A 14,548-nucleotide genomic window follows, 5' to 3' on the forward strand; every position below is an offset into this window, starting at 1 on the left:
CCTAACGGCTACACCGTGTGATGGACCCGTGTGTACACGGGGGATCGCGGTGACGTGAGGGGCGGGTGTCTCGGATACCCGGAATCGCGGTGTTCATGGCACGCGACAGGAAAAAGTTCGGTGACCTTTGGGGTGCGCAGGATAACTTCCCGAGTCCGCTCTTGCTGGACGGAAGCTCGTATGTATACGGTCTCCATACGAGAGGTTCTCCCGTGGAGGATGGGACATGACGGAAATTCTTGCGCAGGCGGCTTCGGGGGACCATGTTCCCCCCATGACCAGGGTGGTGGAGCACCCGGCATGGCCCGTGCTCAAGGATGCCGTGGAGCGGATCCGGCCATGGCAGTCCAAGGACGGGTCGGTCGACTTCGGGGCCGAGGGGGCACCCACGCGTGCGGACGCCGAAGCCGCCGTACGGCGTGTCGTAGACGGCGTCGAGGAACTGTCCCCGCTGCTCCCGCACGACGCCGACTACCACGAGGCTCTCGTGAAGGACCTCCGGCGCTGGGCCGAGGGCGGTTTCGAGGTGCCCGACTTCCTCGACTCCCTGCTGGCCTTTCAGCCCGCCGTGAGCCGTGCGGACGGCCTCCAGCACCTGGTCGTCTTCCCGATGTACACGCAGAACGGCAACCCCGACCGCAATCTCGAAGCGGTCGTCCTGCGCATGGTCTGGCCCGACTGGCTGGCCGAACTGGAGCGCACGCGCTACGACAACCCGCTGTTCTGCGGCATCAAGTTCGAGGACTTCACGGCCGGTTACGACACCAACTCCGCCGTCCTCTTCCCGGAGACCATCGCCGTACGCGAGGCGCCGGAACGCTTCTCCTGGGGCGGCATCTTCTGCGACCGCGAGGCCGCGCGCTTCCGCCGGGTCACCGAGGCCGCCGTCGGCATCCTGGGCGTCGAGCTGCCCGAGGACGTCGCCGCGATGGTCCACGACCAGACGCGCTGCGAGGAGGCCTTCGTCCTGTGGGACATGGTCCACGACCGCACCCACAGCCACGGCGATCTGCCTTTCGACCCGTTCATGATCAAGCAGCGCCAGCCGTTCTGGATGTACGGCCTGGAGGAACTGCGCTGTGACCTCACCGCCTTCAAGGAGGCCGTGAAGCTGGAGGCCGACGGCGTCCCGCAGGCCCGTGACGTGCAGTACGCGGTCCTCTTCGACCGCATGTTCCGCTTCCCGGTCACCGGCGAGCGGGTGCGCAACTACGACGGCCTCGGCGGCCAGCTCCTCTTCGCCTACCTGCACAAGCACGACGTCGTGCGCTGGACCGACAACAAGCTGTTCATCGACTGGCAGCGCGCCCCGCAGGTCACCAACCAGCTGTGCGCCGACATCGAGCAGCTCTACCGCGACGGCATCGACCGCCCGAAGCTCGTCCACTGGTTCGCCGGGTACGAGCTGGTCTCCACCTATCTTTCCCCGCACCCGGGCTCCAGGTGGGCCAAGGGCCCCGACGCCCTCGACCTGTCCCTGCCGCCCCGGAAACTCGTCGATGACGTGCTTCCGGACGAGTTTCCGCTGAGCATGTTCTATGAGGCCCTCTCCAAGAAGCTGAAGAACGTGATCGCCTCCACTCGGGGCATCACCGCGGAGAGTGCCGCGCGGGCCGCCGCGTGAGCGGCACGAACTCGCGCGCGACCGGGAACACGGCTCGGCAGGAGGCGAAGAACATGGTGGGGAACGGAGCTCTCAGCGGTGCGGTGATCGCGGTGGCCGGAGCGGGCGGGCCCGCGGGGCGCGCGGCACTCGTCCGGCTCGCCGAGGCGGGCGCGACCGTCGTCGGCGCGGACAACGATCCAGAGCGGCTCGCGGAGGCGGTGGGCGCGGCCCGGGACGCGGGCGGCGGCGCCACCGTCACCGGGGAACCCGTCGATCTGCTCGACCTGAAGTCCACGCGGGACTGGGCCGCCGGCATCGAGAAGGACTTCGGGCGGGTCGACGGCGTGGTCCACCTCGTGGGCGGCTGGCGCGGCAGTGAGACCTTCGTCAAGACCAGCCTCGACGACTGGGACTTCCTGGAGCTGCTGCTCGTCCGCACCGTGCAGCACACCTCCCTGGCGTTCTCCGAGGTGCTCCAGCGCAGTGACCGGGGCCGCTATGTGCTGATCAGCGCGGCGGGCGCGACCAGGCCCACCGCGGGCAACGCCGCCTACGCCGCCGCCAAGGCGGCCGCCGAGGCCTGGACGCTCGCCATGGCCGACTTCTTCCGCAAGGCGGGGGCCGGTGCGGAGCTCACCTCGGCGGCCACCATCCTGGTCGTGAAGGCGTTGGTGCACGAGGCGATGCGCGCAGAGCGCCCCAACGCGAAGTACGCGGGCTTCACCGACGTCAAGGACCTCGCGGCGGCCATCGCCGACGTCTGGGAGAAGCCCGCCGCAGAAGTGAACGGAAACCGTCTGTGGCTCACCGAGAAGCCGTGAACCCTGCGAAGACCGACGCCCGGCGTCACCACGACCCGGACAGCCGGGGCTTCGCCAGCGACAACTACGCCGGTGCCCACCCGGAGGTCCTCGCCGCCCTGGCCCTCGCCAACGGCGGCCACCAGGTCGCGTACGGCGAGGACGACTACACCGAGAACCTCCAGGGCATCATCCGCAGCCACTTCGGGGCCACGGCGCAGGCCTTCCCGGTCTTCAACGGCACCGGCGCCAACGTCGTCGCGCTCCAGGCGGTCACCGACCGCTGGGGCGCGGTGATCTGCGCCGAGAGCGCGCACATCAACGTCGACGAGGGCGGCGCCCCCGAACGGATGGGCGGCCTGAAGCTGCTCACCGTCGCGACGCCCGACGGCAAGCTGACCCCGGAGCTGATCGACAGACAGGCATACGGCTGGGACGACGAGCACCGCGCGATGCCCCAGGTCGTCTCGATCACCCAGAGCACGGAACTCGGCACCCTCTACACGCCGGACGAGATCCGCGCGATCTGCGACCATGCCCACGCGCACGGCATGAAGGTCCACCTGGACGGCTCGCGGATAGCCAACGCGGCGGCCTCCCTCGACGTCCCGATGCGGACGTTCACCAACGCCGTCGGCGTCGACATCCTGTCCCTCGGCGGGACGAAGAACGGCGCGTTGTTCGGCGAGGCCGTCGTGGTCATCAACCAGGACGCGGTCTCCCACATGAAGCATCTGCGCAAGCTGTCCATGCAGCTCGCCTCCAAGATGCGCTTCGTGTCGGTGCAGTTGGAGGCCCTGCTCGCCAAGGACCTGTGGCTGCGCAACGCCCGCCACGCCAACGAGATGGCCCAGCGCCTGGCCGAGGGCGTCCGCGCCGTCCACGGTGTGGAGATCCTCTACCCGGTCGAGGCCAACGGCGTCTTCGCCCAGCTGCCGCACGACGTGAGCGAGCGGCTCCAGAAGCGCTTCCGCTTCTACTTCTGGGACGAGACCGCGGGTGTCGTCCGCTGGATGTGCGCCTACGACACGACCGAGGACGACGTGGACGCGTTCTTGGCGGCGCTCAAGGAGGAGATGGCGCGCTAGCGCGGGCCGCACGGCACCTGTGCTTGCATGCGGGGGTGGACAAGACGCAGCGCCGGGTCCGGCCGAGGACCGATGACGACATCGAGGCATGTGTACAGGTGCTCGCGGAGGTTCACCGGCGCGACGGGTACCCGGTGAACTGGCCCGCGCGTCCCGGTGATTGGCTGGCACAGGCTTCGGCTCTGGGCAGCTGGGTCGCCGAGTCGGACGGCCGGGTGGCGGGCCACATCAGCCTCTCCCGCAGCGAGGAGGGCGACCTGGCCCCTGTCCTGTGGAGCGAGCGGAACGGCACGAGCAGCGAAGAGGCCGCGGTGGTGGGCCGGCTGTTCGTCGCTCCGCAGGCGAGAGGGCACGGGATCGGCGCGCTGCTGATCGGCCGAGCGGTGGAGGAAGCGCGGCGTCACCGCCTGCACCCGGTGCTCGACGTGGTCGCCTCCGACACCGCGGCCGCGGCCCTGTACGAACGACTGGGCTGGACGAGGCTGGCCACGGTCGAACAGCGGTGGAGCGCGTCCCAGCTCGTGGCCGTGCACTGCTACTCCGCATAAATATACTGAGCTCTGTAAAATAATTGACGCGGGGGTGATCGTCTTCCTATGCTCTGCAGGCATGGAGCTGATCCAGGAAACCCCCGACCTTTCCGCGTACTTGGCCGCCGACGAGGTCATCGATCATGGCCATCCGGTCGTCCGGGAGGTGGCCGCGCGCCTCGCCAGGGAGGCGGAGGACTCGTATGCCTATGCGCGTCTGGCATTCGAGTTCGTGCGCGACACCATTCCGCACTCCCAGGACTCCGGCGACCTGCGCGTCACCTGGCGGGCGTCCGACGTCCTGGAGCAGGGCACCGGTATCTGCTACGCCAAGGCGCACGCGCTGGCCGCGCTGCTGCGCGCCGAGGACATCCCGACCGCGTTCTGCTATCAGAAGCTCGACGTGGTGCACGGCCTGGTCGCGGTGCGGTTCAACGGCGCCTGGCACCGTCAGGACCCTCGCGGCAACAAGCCCGGTGTGGACGCCCAGTTCTCCCTCGACGGTGAGCGGCTGGCCTTCACGCCGGACCCGGAGGCCGGCGAGACGGACTGCCCCACGCTCTACGCCGCACCGCACTCGGCCGTCCTGAGCGCGCTCAAGACGGCCCCCGACCGCCCGTCCCTCTGGCTGAAGCTCCCCACCGCACTCTGAGTGCTGCGGATCGGTCCTGCAGGGGCGCGGGGAACTGCGCGACCGGCCACGACGTCTCCGCAGCCGAGCAGCTACCGGGCCTCGGTCTCCCGCACCTGTTCCGGGGTGGGCGCCGTGCCCCCGAGGTGGGCCGGCATCCACCAGGTGTCGTCCGGCCCCTTGGGGCGCACCGGATAGGCCCGCTGAGCGGCTTCCAGCAACTCGTTGACCCGCTCCCGCAGTTGCCGCGTGATCGCCCCCGCGTACTTGTCCCGCGAGGCCTCGACCGCCTCACCGACCCGCATCGTGATCGGGATGTGGCTGCGCTTGAAGTTGCGCGGGTGGCCCTTGGTCCAGATCCTCTGGGTGCCCCAGAGGGCCATCGGGATCAGCGGTACGCCCGCCTCCTGGGCCAGTCGTGCCGCACCCGACTTGAAGCTCTTGAGCGTGAAGGACTGCGAGATGGTCGCCTCGGGGAAGACCCCGATGATCTCGCCCGACCGCAGTGACTCCAGGGCGTGGGCGTAGGCCGTCTCGCCCTGTGTGCGGTCGACCGGGATGTGCTTCATCCCGCGCATCAGCGGACCCGAGATCCTGTGGCGGAAGACGGACTCCTTCGCCATGAAACGCACGAGACGTTTCTGCGGGAGCGCTGCCATGCCGTTGAAGACGAAGTCCAGGTAACTGATGTGGTTGCTCACCAGAACGGCGCCGCCCGAGCGCGGGATGTTCTCCGAACCCTTGCAGTCGATCTTGAGGTCCCAGGCCTTGAACAGGGCCTGGGCGAATCCGACGACGGGGCGGTAGACAAGCTCTGCCATGGGCGGGGTGAGCCCTTCCTGCTCTGCCGGGGAAGGGGAGTCCCGGCATTAAGTTACGCAGCCGTAGGTTTACGGCATCTCGCAGATCGTGCCCCAAGAACGGGCGGGGAGCCAGTCCTGGTGCCCGCCCGGTGCGAGATTCTCGTCACGTCCACCCGGTGATCCACCTTGGGCTTTTACGGCGTCTTTACTCCGCGCGTACCGTGACCCGCCGCACGAGCAGGTACATCTCGCAACCCAGGCAGTACCCGAACGTGGCGTTCAGGAAGGCCGCCGCGAGTGCCGCCCCGGTGGCGGCGAGTCCGAGCCACTCCGGCCCGATGCCGTATCCCACCAGCCCGAGGACCGCGAAGGCGAGGCCCACCCCCTGCGCGAACCGCGGCGGCTCCGGCGACTCGAACTCGGTCGGCGGCCCGATCCGCGGCCGTACGAGCCTGCGGAACAGCCATCCGTACGGCGAGCGGCCCACCCCGCCCGCCGCGCCCAGCGCGAACGCCAGCGTCTGCCAGGCCAGCAGCCAGAAGCTGCCCGTGATCAGAACGGCCGCCAGGACGACGGCCGTCACGGCCGCGCCGAAGCGCGGCCCCCTTGCATCAATGTCCATGAATCAAGCATTCCGCAACGGAAAGACTGGGGGGAGTCGGGAATCTTTGCAGTCTCGTGAATGCTTGTGCAGGTGATGACCGGACTTGTGGTGTGCGTGGTGGTGCTCGCGGCGGCGAGCGGCTTCGGAGTGCTGCAACGGCGGCGGAGCGGGAGGGTGCGGGTGCGCGGGCGCGACGACGACAAGAGGCTCGGTGCGGCCGAGTTGGGCGGGGAACTGGGTGAGCGCGCCACTCTCGTCCAGTTCTCCAGTGCGTTCTGCGCGCCTTGCCGGGCGACCCGACGGGTGCTGGGCGAGGTCGCCGGACTGGTCCCGGGTGTGGCTCATGTCGAGATCGACGCCGAGAAGAACCTCGACCTGGTGCGCGAACTCGACATCCTCAAGACGCCGACCGTGCTGGTCCTCGACGCCGGCGGCAGAGTCGTACGGCGCGCCACCGGCCAGCCCCGCAAGGCGGACGTCATAGCGGCGATCGGGGAGGCGGTTTGACCCCGAGTGCGCCCACGGTGAGGCATCTCCCAGATGCCGGAACGTACTTGACTGTGCGCCGCACCTATCGTCAGCCTGACCGTATGCCTACGGAACTCCTTCTGTTCGGGCGAGTGCACGTCGACCTCGCCCGCACCGCGAGCGCGCGCTGTCCGGCTTGTTGAGCAGCCACGGTCCAGCTCGACACTCCTCGCAGAAGGACGACCGCATGACGGCCACGCCCGACCTCGGCACCCCCCAGCTCGCCTCTCCCGACCTCCTGCGCTCCGTCTTCCGGCGGCATGCGGCAGGCGTCGCCGTGATCACCGCGCGTGGTGAGACGGGCCCGGTCGGCTTCACCGCCACCTCCCTCAGCTCGGTCTCCGCCGAACCCCCGATGCTCTCCTTCGGGATCGGTACGGGCGCCTCCAGCTGGCCCGCGATCTCCCGGGCCGATCACGTGGGCGTGCACATACTCGGCGAGCACCAGGAAGAGCTGGCCGCCACCTTCGCCCGCAGCGGCGCCGACCGCTTCGGCACACCCACCGCCTGGCGCGAGGGGCCCGAGGGCGTCCCCGTCCTGGACGACGTCCTCGCCTGGCTGGTCTGCCGGGTCGTCGGACGCGTGCCCGCCGGGGACCACCGCATCGTGCTGGCCGAGGTACGGCTCGGCGACCCCGCGGGCACCGGTCGGCCGCTGCTCTATCACCAGGGACGGTTCAGCGGCCTGCGTGACTGAACGGATCAGCGCCTCTTGCGCCGGTGTGCGAGGCCGTCGAGCTCCGATTACGCTGCGTTGCGAAGGTCACAGTTCAAAGCGCTTGCTTAGCGGGCAGGAGCTGGGTGTACTGGTGAGTAATATTGCGGTCGGAGCGCAGCCCGCCCTGACCGGGATCGGCCGCTTGGGGCGCCTATGCTGCCTGCAAGAGGCAGCCGAAAAATGACGATGCAGTAGGAGAGCCGGCGTGAGCTTGAGGATCGTTGTCACTGTGAAGTACGTGCCCGACGCCACCGGCGACCGGCACTTCGCCGATGACCTGACCGTCGACCGGGACGATGTGGACGGTCTGCTCTCCGAGCTGGACGAGTACGCGGTCGAGCAGGCGCTGCAGATCTCGGAGAACTCCGACCACGACGTCGAGGTCACCGTTTTGACGGTGGGCCCCGAGGACGCCAAGGACGCGCTGCGCAAGGCGCTGTCGATGGGCGCCGACAAGGCGATCCACGTCGAGGACGACGATCTGCACGGCACGGATGCGATCGGTACCTCGCTGGTGCTGGCCAAGGCGATCGAGAAGGCCGGCTATGACCTGGTGATCTCGGGTCTGGCCTCCACCGACGGCACCATGGGCGTGGTCCCGGCGCTGCTGGCCGAGCGCCTGGGTGTGCCGCAGGTGACCCTGCTGTCCGAGGTGTCCGTCGAGGACGGGGTGGTGAAGGGCCGCCGCGACGGTGACGCGGCCTCGGAGCAGCTGGAGGCCTCGCTGCCGGCCGTCGTCTCCGTCACCGACCAGTCGGGCGAGGCGCGTTACCCCTCCTTCAAGGGCATCATGGCCGCCAAGAAGAAGCCGGTCGCGGCCTGGGACCTGTCGGACCTGGACCTGGAGGCCGGTCAGGTGGGCCTGGAGGGCGCGTACACCACGGTCGACTCCGCCACCCAGCGGCCCGCGCGCACCGCGGGCACGATCGTCAAGGACGAGGGCGAGGGCGGCAAGCAGCTCGCCGAGTACCTCGCGAGCCAGAAGTTCATCTAAGGGCTCCCGGCCCGCTGAGGCTCAACCCCCTTACCGCCCCTCAGACTTCGCAATCCGCAGGAGAGCATTCCCATGGCTGAAGTTCTCGTCTATGTCGACCACGTGGACGGTGCCGTCCGCAAGCCCACCCTGGAGCTGCTGACCCTGGCCCGCCGGATCGGCGAGCCGGTCGCCGTCGCGCTGGGCAACGGCGCCGCCGACACCGCCGCCACCCTGGCCGAGCACGGTGCCGTCAAGGTCCTGACCCACGACGCCGCCGAGTACGCCGACTACCTCGTCGTGCCCAAGGTCGACGCCCTGCAGGCCGCCGTCACCGAGATCTCCCCGGCCGCCGTGCTGGTGCCCTCCTCCGCCGAGGGCAAGGAGATCGCCGCCCGCCTCGCCCTGCGCATCGGCTCCGGCATCATCACCGACGCCACCGACCTGGAAGCCGGCGACGAAGGCCCCATCGCCACCCAGTCGGTGTTCGCCGCCTCCTTCACCACCAAGTCCCGCATCTCCAAGGGCACCCCCGTCATCACCGTCAAGCCCAACTCCGCCGCCGTGGAGGCCGCCCCTGCCGCCGGCACCGTCTCCGAACTGAGCGTGACGTTCGGCCCGCTGGCCACCGGCACCAAGGTCACCGGCCGCACCCCGCGCGAGTCCACCGGGCGCCCCGAGCTGACCGAGGCCGCGATCGTGGTCTCCGGCGGCCGCGGCGTCAACGGCTCCGAGAACTTCGCGATCATCGAGGCCCTGGCCGACTCCCTCGGCGCCGCCGTGGGCGCCTCCCGTGCCGCGGTCGACGCGGGCTGGTACCCGCACACCAACCAGGTCGGCCAGACCGGCAAGAGCGTGTCCCCGCAGCTGTACATCGCCAACGGCATCTCCGGCGCCATCCAGCACCGCGCCGGCATGCAGACCTCCAAGACCATCGTCGCCGTCAACAAGGACGCCGAAGCCCCCATCTTCGACCTCGTCGACTACGGCGTCGTCGGCGACCTCTTCGACGTCGTCCCCGCCCTCACCCAGGAGATCAACACCCGCAAGGGCTGATCCCGTTCCGGGCGTACGAGGCCCCCGCGACCATCGGTACGGTCGCGGGGGCCTCGGCTCATCCCAGGGTCACGGTGGCCTGCACCGGCAGATGGTCGCTGGGGAACTGCCCGTTCATCTCGAAGGTGTTGATGGCGGCCCGGTGGACGGTGGTGCCCGGCGTGGCCAGGATCCAGTCGATGCGTTCGCCGTCGGGGGTCAGGGGTTTGTAGCCGTGGAAGGTCGCGTACAGCCGGCTGCGTTCGGCCGCCGCGTCCCAGGTGTCGACGAGTCCGGTGGCGAGCAGGATGTCGTACGCCTGGTTCTCGTGGGCCGCGGCGTTGAAGTCGCCGGTCACGACGACCGGCAGTGAGTGGTCGAACGAGGCGATCTGCCGGCCGAGGAACTGCGCGGAACGCTCGCGCGCGTACTGGCCCACGTGGTCGAAGTGTGTGTTGAAGACGTAGAAGTCCCGTCCGCCGACGGCCCGGTCGCGGAAGCGCACCCACGTGACGATCCGGGGGAACGCGGCGCCCCAGGTGTTGGAGCCGACGACCCTGGGCGTGTCGGAGAGCCAGAGCGTGTCGTGCTCGACGGGGGCCAGGCGCCGGGTGTCGTAGAAGATCGCCGTGGACTCGTCGTGGCTACCGCCCTCGCGGCCGGTGCCGATCCAGTCGTAGTGCGGTCCGAGGTCGGAGTCGATGTCGCGCAGCTGCTGGTAGAGGCCCTCCTGGGTGCCGAGGACGGTGGGGGCCTCCTGGCGCAGCAGTTGGCGCATCACCGGGCGGCGGGTGGTCCAGCTGTTGGGTTCTGAGGTGCTGGCGAAGCGTAGGTTGAACGTCATGACATCGAGTCGGCGGTTGGCCGACCTGGCGGCGGAGGCCGGCAGCGTGCCCATGAGCGGCACGGTGACGGCGGCGGCCACAGCGGTTCTGAGCCCCATACGACGCGTCATTCTGTTGATGTCCGGCATGGTGTCCCTCCCGACGGACCAGGATGAATGTTCGAGCCGGTGTGTGGAAGACGGCGTAGGGGTTCTCGGCATCCTGGATGAACGGGACGGCTCACGCTGTGGACGAGGTGTTGACCGTCGGGAAGCTTCACGGATAACTTTCGTTCAACGGATTGTTGATTCCGTAGAGTGGAAAACTGGAGGATGCGGGATGGGCCAGGGCCAGCAGGAGCAGGTGGCGACGAGCCTCGCGGGTGCCGTGAGCGAGGAGATCAGCGCCTCTCTCGCGCCGGTCGACGCCGAACTGGAGCGCCGCTACCCCGGAGACCCCGGCACCCGCCAGCCCGTCCACACCGTCTACGTCCCCGGTGACGTCTTCGCCGCCGACACCGTCCGCTCCTGGGGCGACCGGGCTCTCGCCGCCCTCGACGAACACGCCCCGGACGCCGCGTCCTTCGCCGCCGTGCTCGGACTGTCCGACGAACTCGCCGAACCCGTTCACGCGCGCGTGCGGGCCAAGCTGGAGCGGGAGCCCATCGAGGACCTGCGCGTGGACTTCGAGGACGGTTACGGTCCGCGCCCGGACGCCGAGGAGGACGAGGCGGCGGCCCGCGCGGCCCGGCTGATCGCCGAGGCGTACAAGAACGGCACCGCGGCGCCGTACATGGGCATCCGTATGAAGTGCATGGAGGCGGCCGTCCGTGACCGCGGTATCCGGACCCTCGACATCTTCCTCACCGGCCTCATGGCGGCGGGCGGCCTGCCCGAGGGGCTGGTGCTGACCCTGCCGAAGGTGACGTACGCCGAGCAGGTCACCGCGTTCGTTCGGCTCCTGGAAGCTTTCGAGAAGGCGCACGGGCTGGACCCCGGCCGCCTCGGTTTCGAGATCCAGATCGAGACCAGCCAGTCCGTGCTCGCCACCGACGGCACCGCCACCGTCGCCCGTATGATCCAGGCCGCCGAGGGCCGCGCCACCGGACTGCACTACGGCACCTTCGACTACAGCGCCTGCCTCGGCGTCTCCGCCGCCTACCAGGCCAGCGACCACCCCGCCGCCGACCACGCCAAGGCGATCATGCAGGTCGCGGCCGCGGGCACCGGCGTACGGGTGTCGGACGGCTCCACGAACGTCCTGCCGGTCGGGCCGACGGCGAAGGTCCACGACGCCTGGCGGCTGCACTACGGTCTGACGCGCCGGGCACTCGCCCGCGCCTACTACCAGGGCTGGGACATGCACCCCGCCCACATCCCCACCCGGTACGCGGCCGTGTTCGCCTTCTACCGCGAGGGCTTCGAGCAGGCCGCCGGCCGCCTCGCCCGCTACGCCAACCGCACCGGCGGGGACGTCATGGACGAACCCGCCACCGCCAAGGCGCTCAGCGGCTATCTGCTGCGCGGCCTCGACTGCGGTGCCCTCGACATCGCCGAGGTGGCCCGGCAGGCCGGTCTGACCCGGGCCGACCTGGAGAGTTATGCGGCACCCAGGCGCGGTGACCTGACCGTCTCCACGAAAAAGCCGGAGAAGTAGCGGACCTGTCACAGTCGCAACCGCCGACTGGAGTTGTCACTCCTGCCCCGTAGTCTGTACCGCACGAATTGACGTGTTCACAGGAACGGGGCAGCTGTGTCTTCGGGGGAGACGAACGCAAGGGGCCAGGACGAGACCGGTCGCCTGCTGGCCGGGCGGTATCGGGTCGTGGCCCAGCTCGGGCGCGGTGGCATGGGTGTGGTCTGGCGGGCCGTCGACGAGGTCCTCGGCCGCGAGGTCGCCGTCAAGGAACTGCGCACCTACACCGATGCCGACGGTCCCGAGCTCGCCGATTTGCGGCTGCGGATGCAGCGCGAGGCCCGTGCCGCGGCCCGGGTACGCCATCCCGGTGTCGTCGCCGTGCACGACGTGGGAGAGGTCGACGGACGTCCGCTGATCGTCATGGAGCTGGTCGACGGCCCGTCCCTGGACGCCGTGCTGCGCGAGCGCGGCCCGCTCGACCCGCGCGAGGTGGCCGGGATCGGCGCCAAGGTCATGGACGCGCTGGCCGCGGCCCACGAGGCCGGCGTGCTGCACCGGGACGTCAAGCCCGGCAACATCCTGCTCGACCGTTCGGGCCGCGTCCTGCTGACCGACTTCGGCATCGCCACCATGGAGGACCCGGGCGACGGCGCGGCCACCCAGCTCACCCGCACCGGCCACCTCGTCGGCTCCCTGGACTACATGGCCCCCGAGCGGGCCCAGGGCGCCGATCCGGGACCGGCGTCCGACGTGTGGGCCCTGGGCGCCACGCTGTACGCGGCCGTCGAAGGCGCCTCGCCGTTCCGCCGTACGTCGACGTTCTCCACGCTCACCGCGATCGTCGGCGAACCACTCCCCGTGTCCCACCGCGCCGGAGCCCTCGGCCCCGTCCTGGAGCGTCTGCTCGACAAGCGTCCAGAGGCCCGCCCGGGGGCCGAGGAGGCCCGCGAGCTGCTTCAGACGGTGGCGGACACGGCGGTGGCGGCCCCGGCGGGGACGGACAGCGCCACGACGACTCTGCGCGGTGCGGCGGCTCCGGCCGGACGGGCGGAACCGGAGTCGGAGCCCGACACTCCGCCGCTGCCGCCGGGTTTCCGGATGGCGGGGCCGGGGGCAGCGCAACCGGCCAGGCCGGCGGAGCCCGTGGCCGCGACCGGGTTCGACACCCCCGGGCAGGGCGTGCCGGGGGCTCAGGGCTTCGGGCCTCCTGCCGCTCAGAGCGGTGCTCCGGGGCAGACCGGGCTCCCCTCACACGGTTTCGGACCTCCCGTGTCCCAGGACCAGCCCCAGACAGGCCTCATGGGCGAGTCCCGCCCACCCCGCCGCAAGGGGCGCGCGCTGCTCGTCGCCGCGGCCGTCACCGTGGTTCTCGCGGTGGCCGGAACCGCCGTCGCGCTGCTCAACGACACCGGCAACGCCGAGGCGGACGCCCGCCCGCCCGCGTCCGGTACGAGCACGACGGCCTCCGCGTCCGCCCGCACCGACGCGGACCGGTCCAGCAGCCCCGAGCCGACGGACAAGGGCGCCAAGAAGACGCCGAGCGCGAAGAACACGTCCGGCGGGAGCGGCGGCTCCGGACCCTCCAGCTCCGCCTCCGCGACCTCCACGGCGAACTCCACAGGCGGCGGTACGTCGGGCGGCGGCTCGGGCGGCACCTCAGGAGACGGCGGCTCCGGGGGCACCGGGGACGGCGGGGACGGCGGGGACGGCGGGGACGGCGGCGCTTCCAGTACCCCGGCGCCGACTCCGGCCTGCACCGCCATCGGCGGCGGCAAGTACAACTGCAGCGTCTGGAAGACCGCCACGTCCTACACCGCCTCCGGCGCCGAGGCAGGCGTCCTCAACGCGGGCACCAACTACTTCTACTGCCAGTCGAACCTGGGCCGCCGCGAGACGTCCGGCGAGTGGACCAACGTCTGGTGGGCGAAGACGGACGACGACAGCGGCAACACCGGTGTCTGGGTCAGCGACGTCTACATCAGGGGCGGGGGCAACGACGAGCCGGTGCCGGGGCTTCCGGCCTGCTGAACCGTCACGTACCGCTCCAGGCCGGACGCCGCCACCCGCTTCTCGTCGGCGAACAGCCGGGTGCCCGCCTCGCACAGCCGGTGGTCGGCGCGGGCCCGTGCCACGAACTCCTCGGGCGTGACACCGAACAGCTCCCTCAACCGGGCCGATCCCACGAGGAGTTCGGTCAACAGCTCCCGCTGGCCGGGGTGGGTGCGGGGAGCGCCGGTGCCGTCGTGCAGGACGCCGTGGCGGTTGACGTACGCGTGCACGGCCGGGAGCGTCACGCCGTCGGGCAGCTCGACCCGCACCTCGGGCGCGGGCAGCAGGGCGCGGCCGTAGTTGCCGTTCGGCAGCGGCACTCCCTCGCTCGCGTCGACGACCGCGAGCTGCTCGGTGTCCAGCCAGATGACGAACAACTCCCGTACGGCGTCCGGGGCGTGGAAGGGTGAAGCGGACACGTATCCCATGCGGCTCACGTGCGCGGATACGCCGATGTCGACGCCGCTCACCCGTGCCCTCACCATCGGGATCGGTGAGGTGATCCCGAACTCGGCCATCTTGTGCCGCAGTTGCCCCGGACTGGCGTTGGAGCCGACCGCGAGCACGGGGACGCGGTCCTCGTGGACCAGGCGATCCAGGGGCAGCAGCCGGTCGCCGTCGAGGAGCGCGGAGTCCGGCGGCCAGGCGCCGGGGTAGCGCAACGGGTGATCGCGTGGTGCCTCGGCCAGGCCGAGGGACTCCAGAGTGCCGTCCCGCACGT

At 70.3% G+C, this 14,548-nt stretch carries 15 protein-coding genes; 11 read left to right on the top strand and 4 right to left on the bottom strand.

Annotated elements, in window-relative coordinates:
* Positions 1–226 precede the first annotated feature (226 nt).
* The 5 genes from ACFYRX_RS19445 to ACFYRX_RS19465 all read left to right on the top strand — a co-directional run bounded on the left by ACFYRX_RS19445 (position 227) and on the right by ACFYRX_RS19465 (position 4,676).
* A complete protein-coding gene (locus ACFYRX_RS19445; RefSeq protein ID WP_389101124.1) occupies positions 227–1,624 on the top strand; it encodes a DUF6421 family protein in 1,398 nt (465 codons plus the stop codon).
* Positions 1,625–1,677: 53 nt separating this feature from the next.
* Positions 1,678–2,427, top strand: a complete 750-nt coding sequence (locus tag ACFYRX_RS19450) for an SDR family NAD(P)-dependent oxidoreductase (protein ID WP_389101126.1) — start codon at positions 1,678–1,680, stop codon at positions 2,425–2,427.
* Complete coding sequence (locus ACFYRX_RS19455) at positions 2,424–3,494, top strand: threonine aldolase family protein (RefSeq protein ID WP_389101127.1); 1,071 nt, start codon at positions 2,424–2,426, stop codon at positions 3,492–3,494. The genes ACFYRX_RS19450 and ACFYRX_RS19455 overlap by 4 nt, the downstream gene beginning before the upstream one ends.
* Before the next feature lie 35 nt (positions 3,495–3,529).
* Entirely contained in the window at positions 3,530–4,042 is a 513-nt protein-coding gene (locus ACFYRX_RS19460) for a GNAT family N-acetyltransferase (RefSeq protein ID WP_389101129.1), read from the top strand.
* A 61-nt stretch (positions 4,043–4,103) separates the two neighbouring features.
* Complete coding sequence (locus tag ACFYRX_RS19465; protein WP_389101131.1) at positions 4,104–4,676, top strand: transglutaminase domain-containing protein; 573 nt, start codon at positions 4,104–4,106, stop codon at positions 4,674–4,676.
* 71 nt (positions 4,677–4,747) lie between these two features.
* Here the strand turns inward: ACFYRX_RS19465 and ACFYRX_RS19470 are convergent, their stop codons facing one another.
* Positions 4,748–5,476 carry a lysophospholipid acyltransferase family protein gene (locus ACFYRX_RS19470; protein ID WP_389101133.1) on the bottom strand — a complete coding sequence of 243 codons (729 nt, stop codon included), beginning with the start codon at positions 5,474–5,476 and terminating at the stop codon, positions 4,748–4,750.
* A gap of 187 nt (positions 5,477–5,663) precedes the next feature.
* Positions 5,664–6,080, bottom strand: coding sequence for a DUF4395 domain-containing protein (locus tag ACFYRX_RS19475; protein ID WP_389101134.1), 417 nt, complete (start codon positions 6,078–6,080; stop codon positions 5,664–5,666).
* 75 nt (positions 6,081–6,155) lie between these two features.
* Here ACFYRX_RS19475 and ACFYRX_RS19480 point away from each other — a divergent pair, with 75 nt between their 5' ends.
* The 4 genes from ACFYRX_RS19480 to ACFYRX_RS19495 all read left to right on the top strand — a co-directional run bounded on the left by ACFYRX_RS19480 (position 6,156) and on the right by ACFYRX_RS19495 (position 9,337).
* On the top strand, positions 6,156–6,569 hold the full coding sequence (locus tag ACFYRX_RS19480) for a TlpA family protein disulfide reductase (protein ID WP_389101652.1): 414 nt from the start codon (positions 6,156–6,158) through the stop codon (positions 6,567–6,569).
* A 208-nt stretch (positions 6,570–6,777) separates the two neighbouring features.
* Positions 6,778–7,287: a flavin reductase family protein gene (locus ACFYRX_RS19485; protein WP_389101136.1), complete on the top strand. Its 510-nt coding sequence runs from the start codon at positions 6,778–6,780 to the stop codon at positions 7,285–7,287.
* A gap of 226 nt (positions 7,288–7,513) precedes the next feature.
* Positions 7,514–8,302 carry an electron transfer flavoprotein subunit beta/FixA family protein gene (locus ACFYRX_RS19490; protein ID WP_389101138.1) on the top strand — a complete coding sequence of 263 codons (789 nt, stop codon included), beginning with the start codon at positions 7,514–7,516 and terminating at the stop codon, positions 8,300–8,302.
* Positions 8,303–8,374: 72 nt separating this feature from the next.
* On the top strand, positions 8,375–9,337 hold the full coding sequence (locus ACFYRX_RS19495) for an electron transfer flavoprotein subunit alpha/FixB family protein (protein WP_389101139.1): 963 nt from the start codon (positions 8,375–8,377) through the stop codon (positions 9,335–9,337).
* A 58-nt stretch (positions 9,338–9,395) separates the two neighbouring features.
* Here the strand turns inward: ACFYRX_RS19495 and ACFYRX_RS19500 are convergent, their stop codons facing one another.
* Positions 9,396–10,289 carry an endonuclease/exonuclease/phosphatase family protein gene (locus ACFYRX_RS19500; protein ID WP_389101141.1) on the bottom strand — a complete coding sequence of 298 codons (894 nt, stop codon included), beginning with the start codon at positions 10,287–10,289 and terminating at the stop codon, positions 9,396–9,398.
* A gap of 190 nt (positions 10,290–10,479) precedes the next feature.
* Here ACFYRX_RS19500 and ACFYRX_RS19505 point away from each other — a divergent pair, with 190 nt between their 5' ends.
* Both ACFYRX_RS19505 and ACFYRX_RS19510 read left to right on the top strand, forming a co-directional pair.
* A complete protein-coding gene (locus ACFYRX_RS19505; protein ID WP_389101143.1) occupies positions 10,480–11,796 on the top strand; it encodes a DUF6986 family protein in 1,317 nt (438 codons plus the stop codon).
* 96 nt (positions 11,797–11,892) lie between these two features.
* Positions 11,893–13,806, top strand: coding sequence for a protein kinase (locus ACFYRX_RS19510; RefSeq protein ID WP_389101145.1), 1,914 nt, complete (start codon positions 11,893–11,895; stop codon positions 13,804–13,806).
* Here ACFYRX_RS19510 and ACFYRX_RS19515 read toward each other — a convergent pair.
* A complete protein-coding gene (locus ACFYRX_RS19515) occupies positions 13,752–14,546 on the bottom strand; it encodes a hypothetical protein (protein WP_389101147.1) in 795 nt (264 codons plus the stop codon). The genes ACFYRX_RS19510 and ACFYRX_RS19515 overlap by 55 nt on opposite strands.
* Positions 14,547–14,548: the final 2 nt, after the last annotated feature.

Source organism: Streptomyces sp. NPDC005374 (genome assembly GCF_042872225.1).
Classification (GTDB): domain Bacteria; phylum Actinomycetota; class Actinomycetes; order Streptomycetales; family Streptomycetaceae; genus Streptomyces.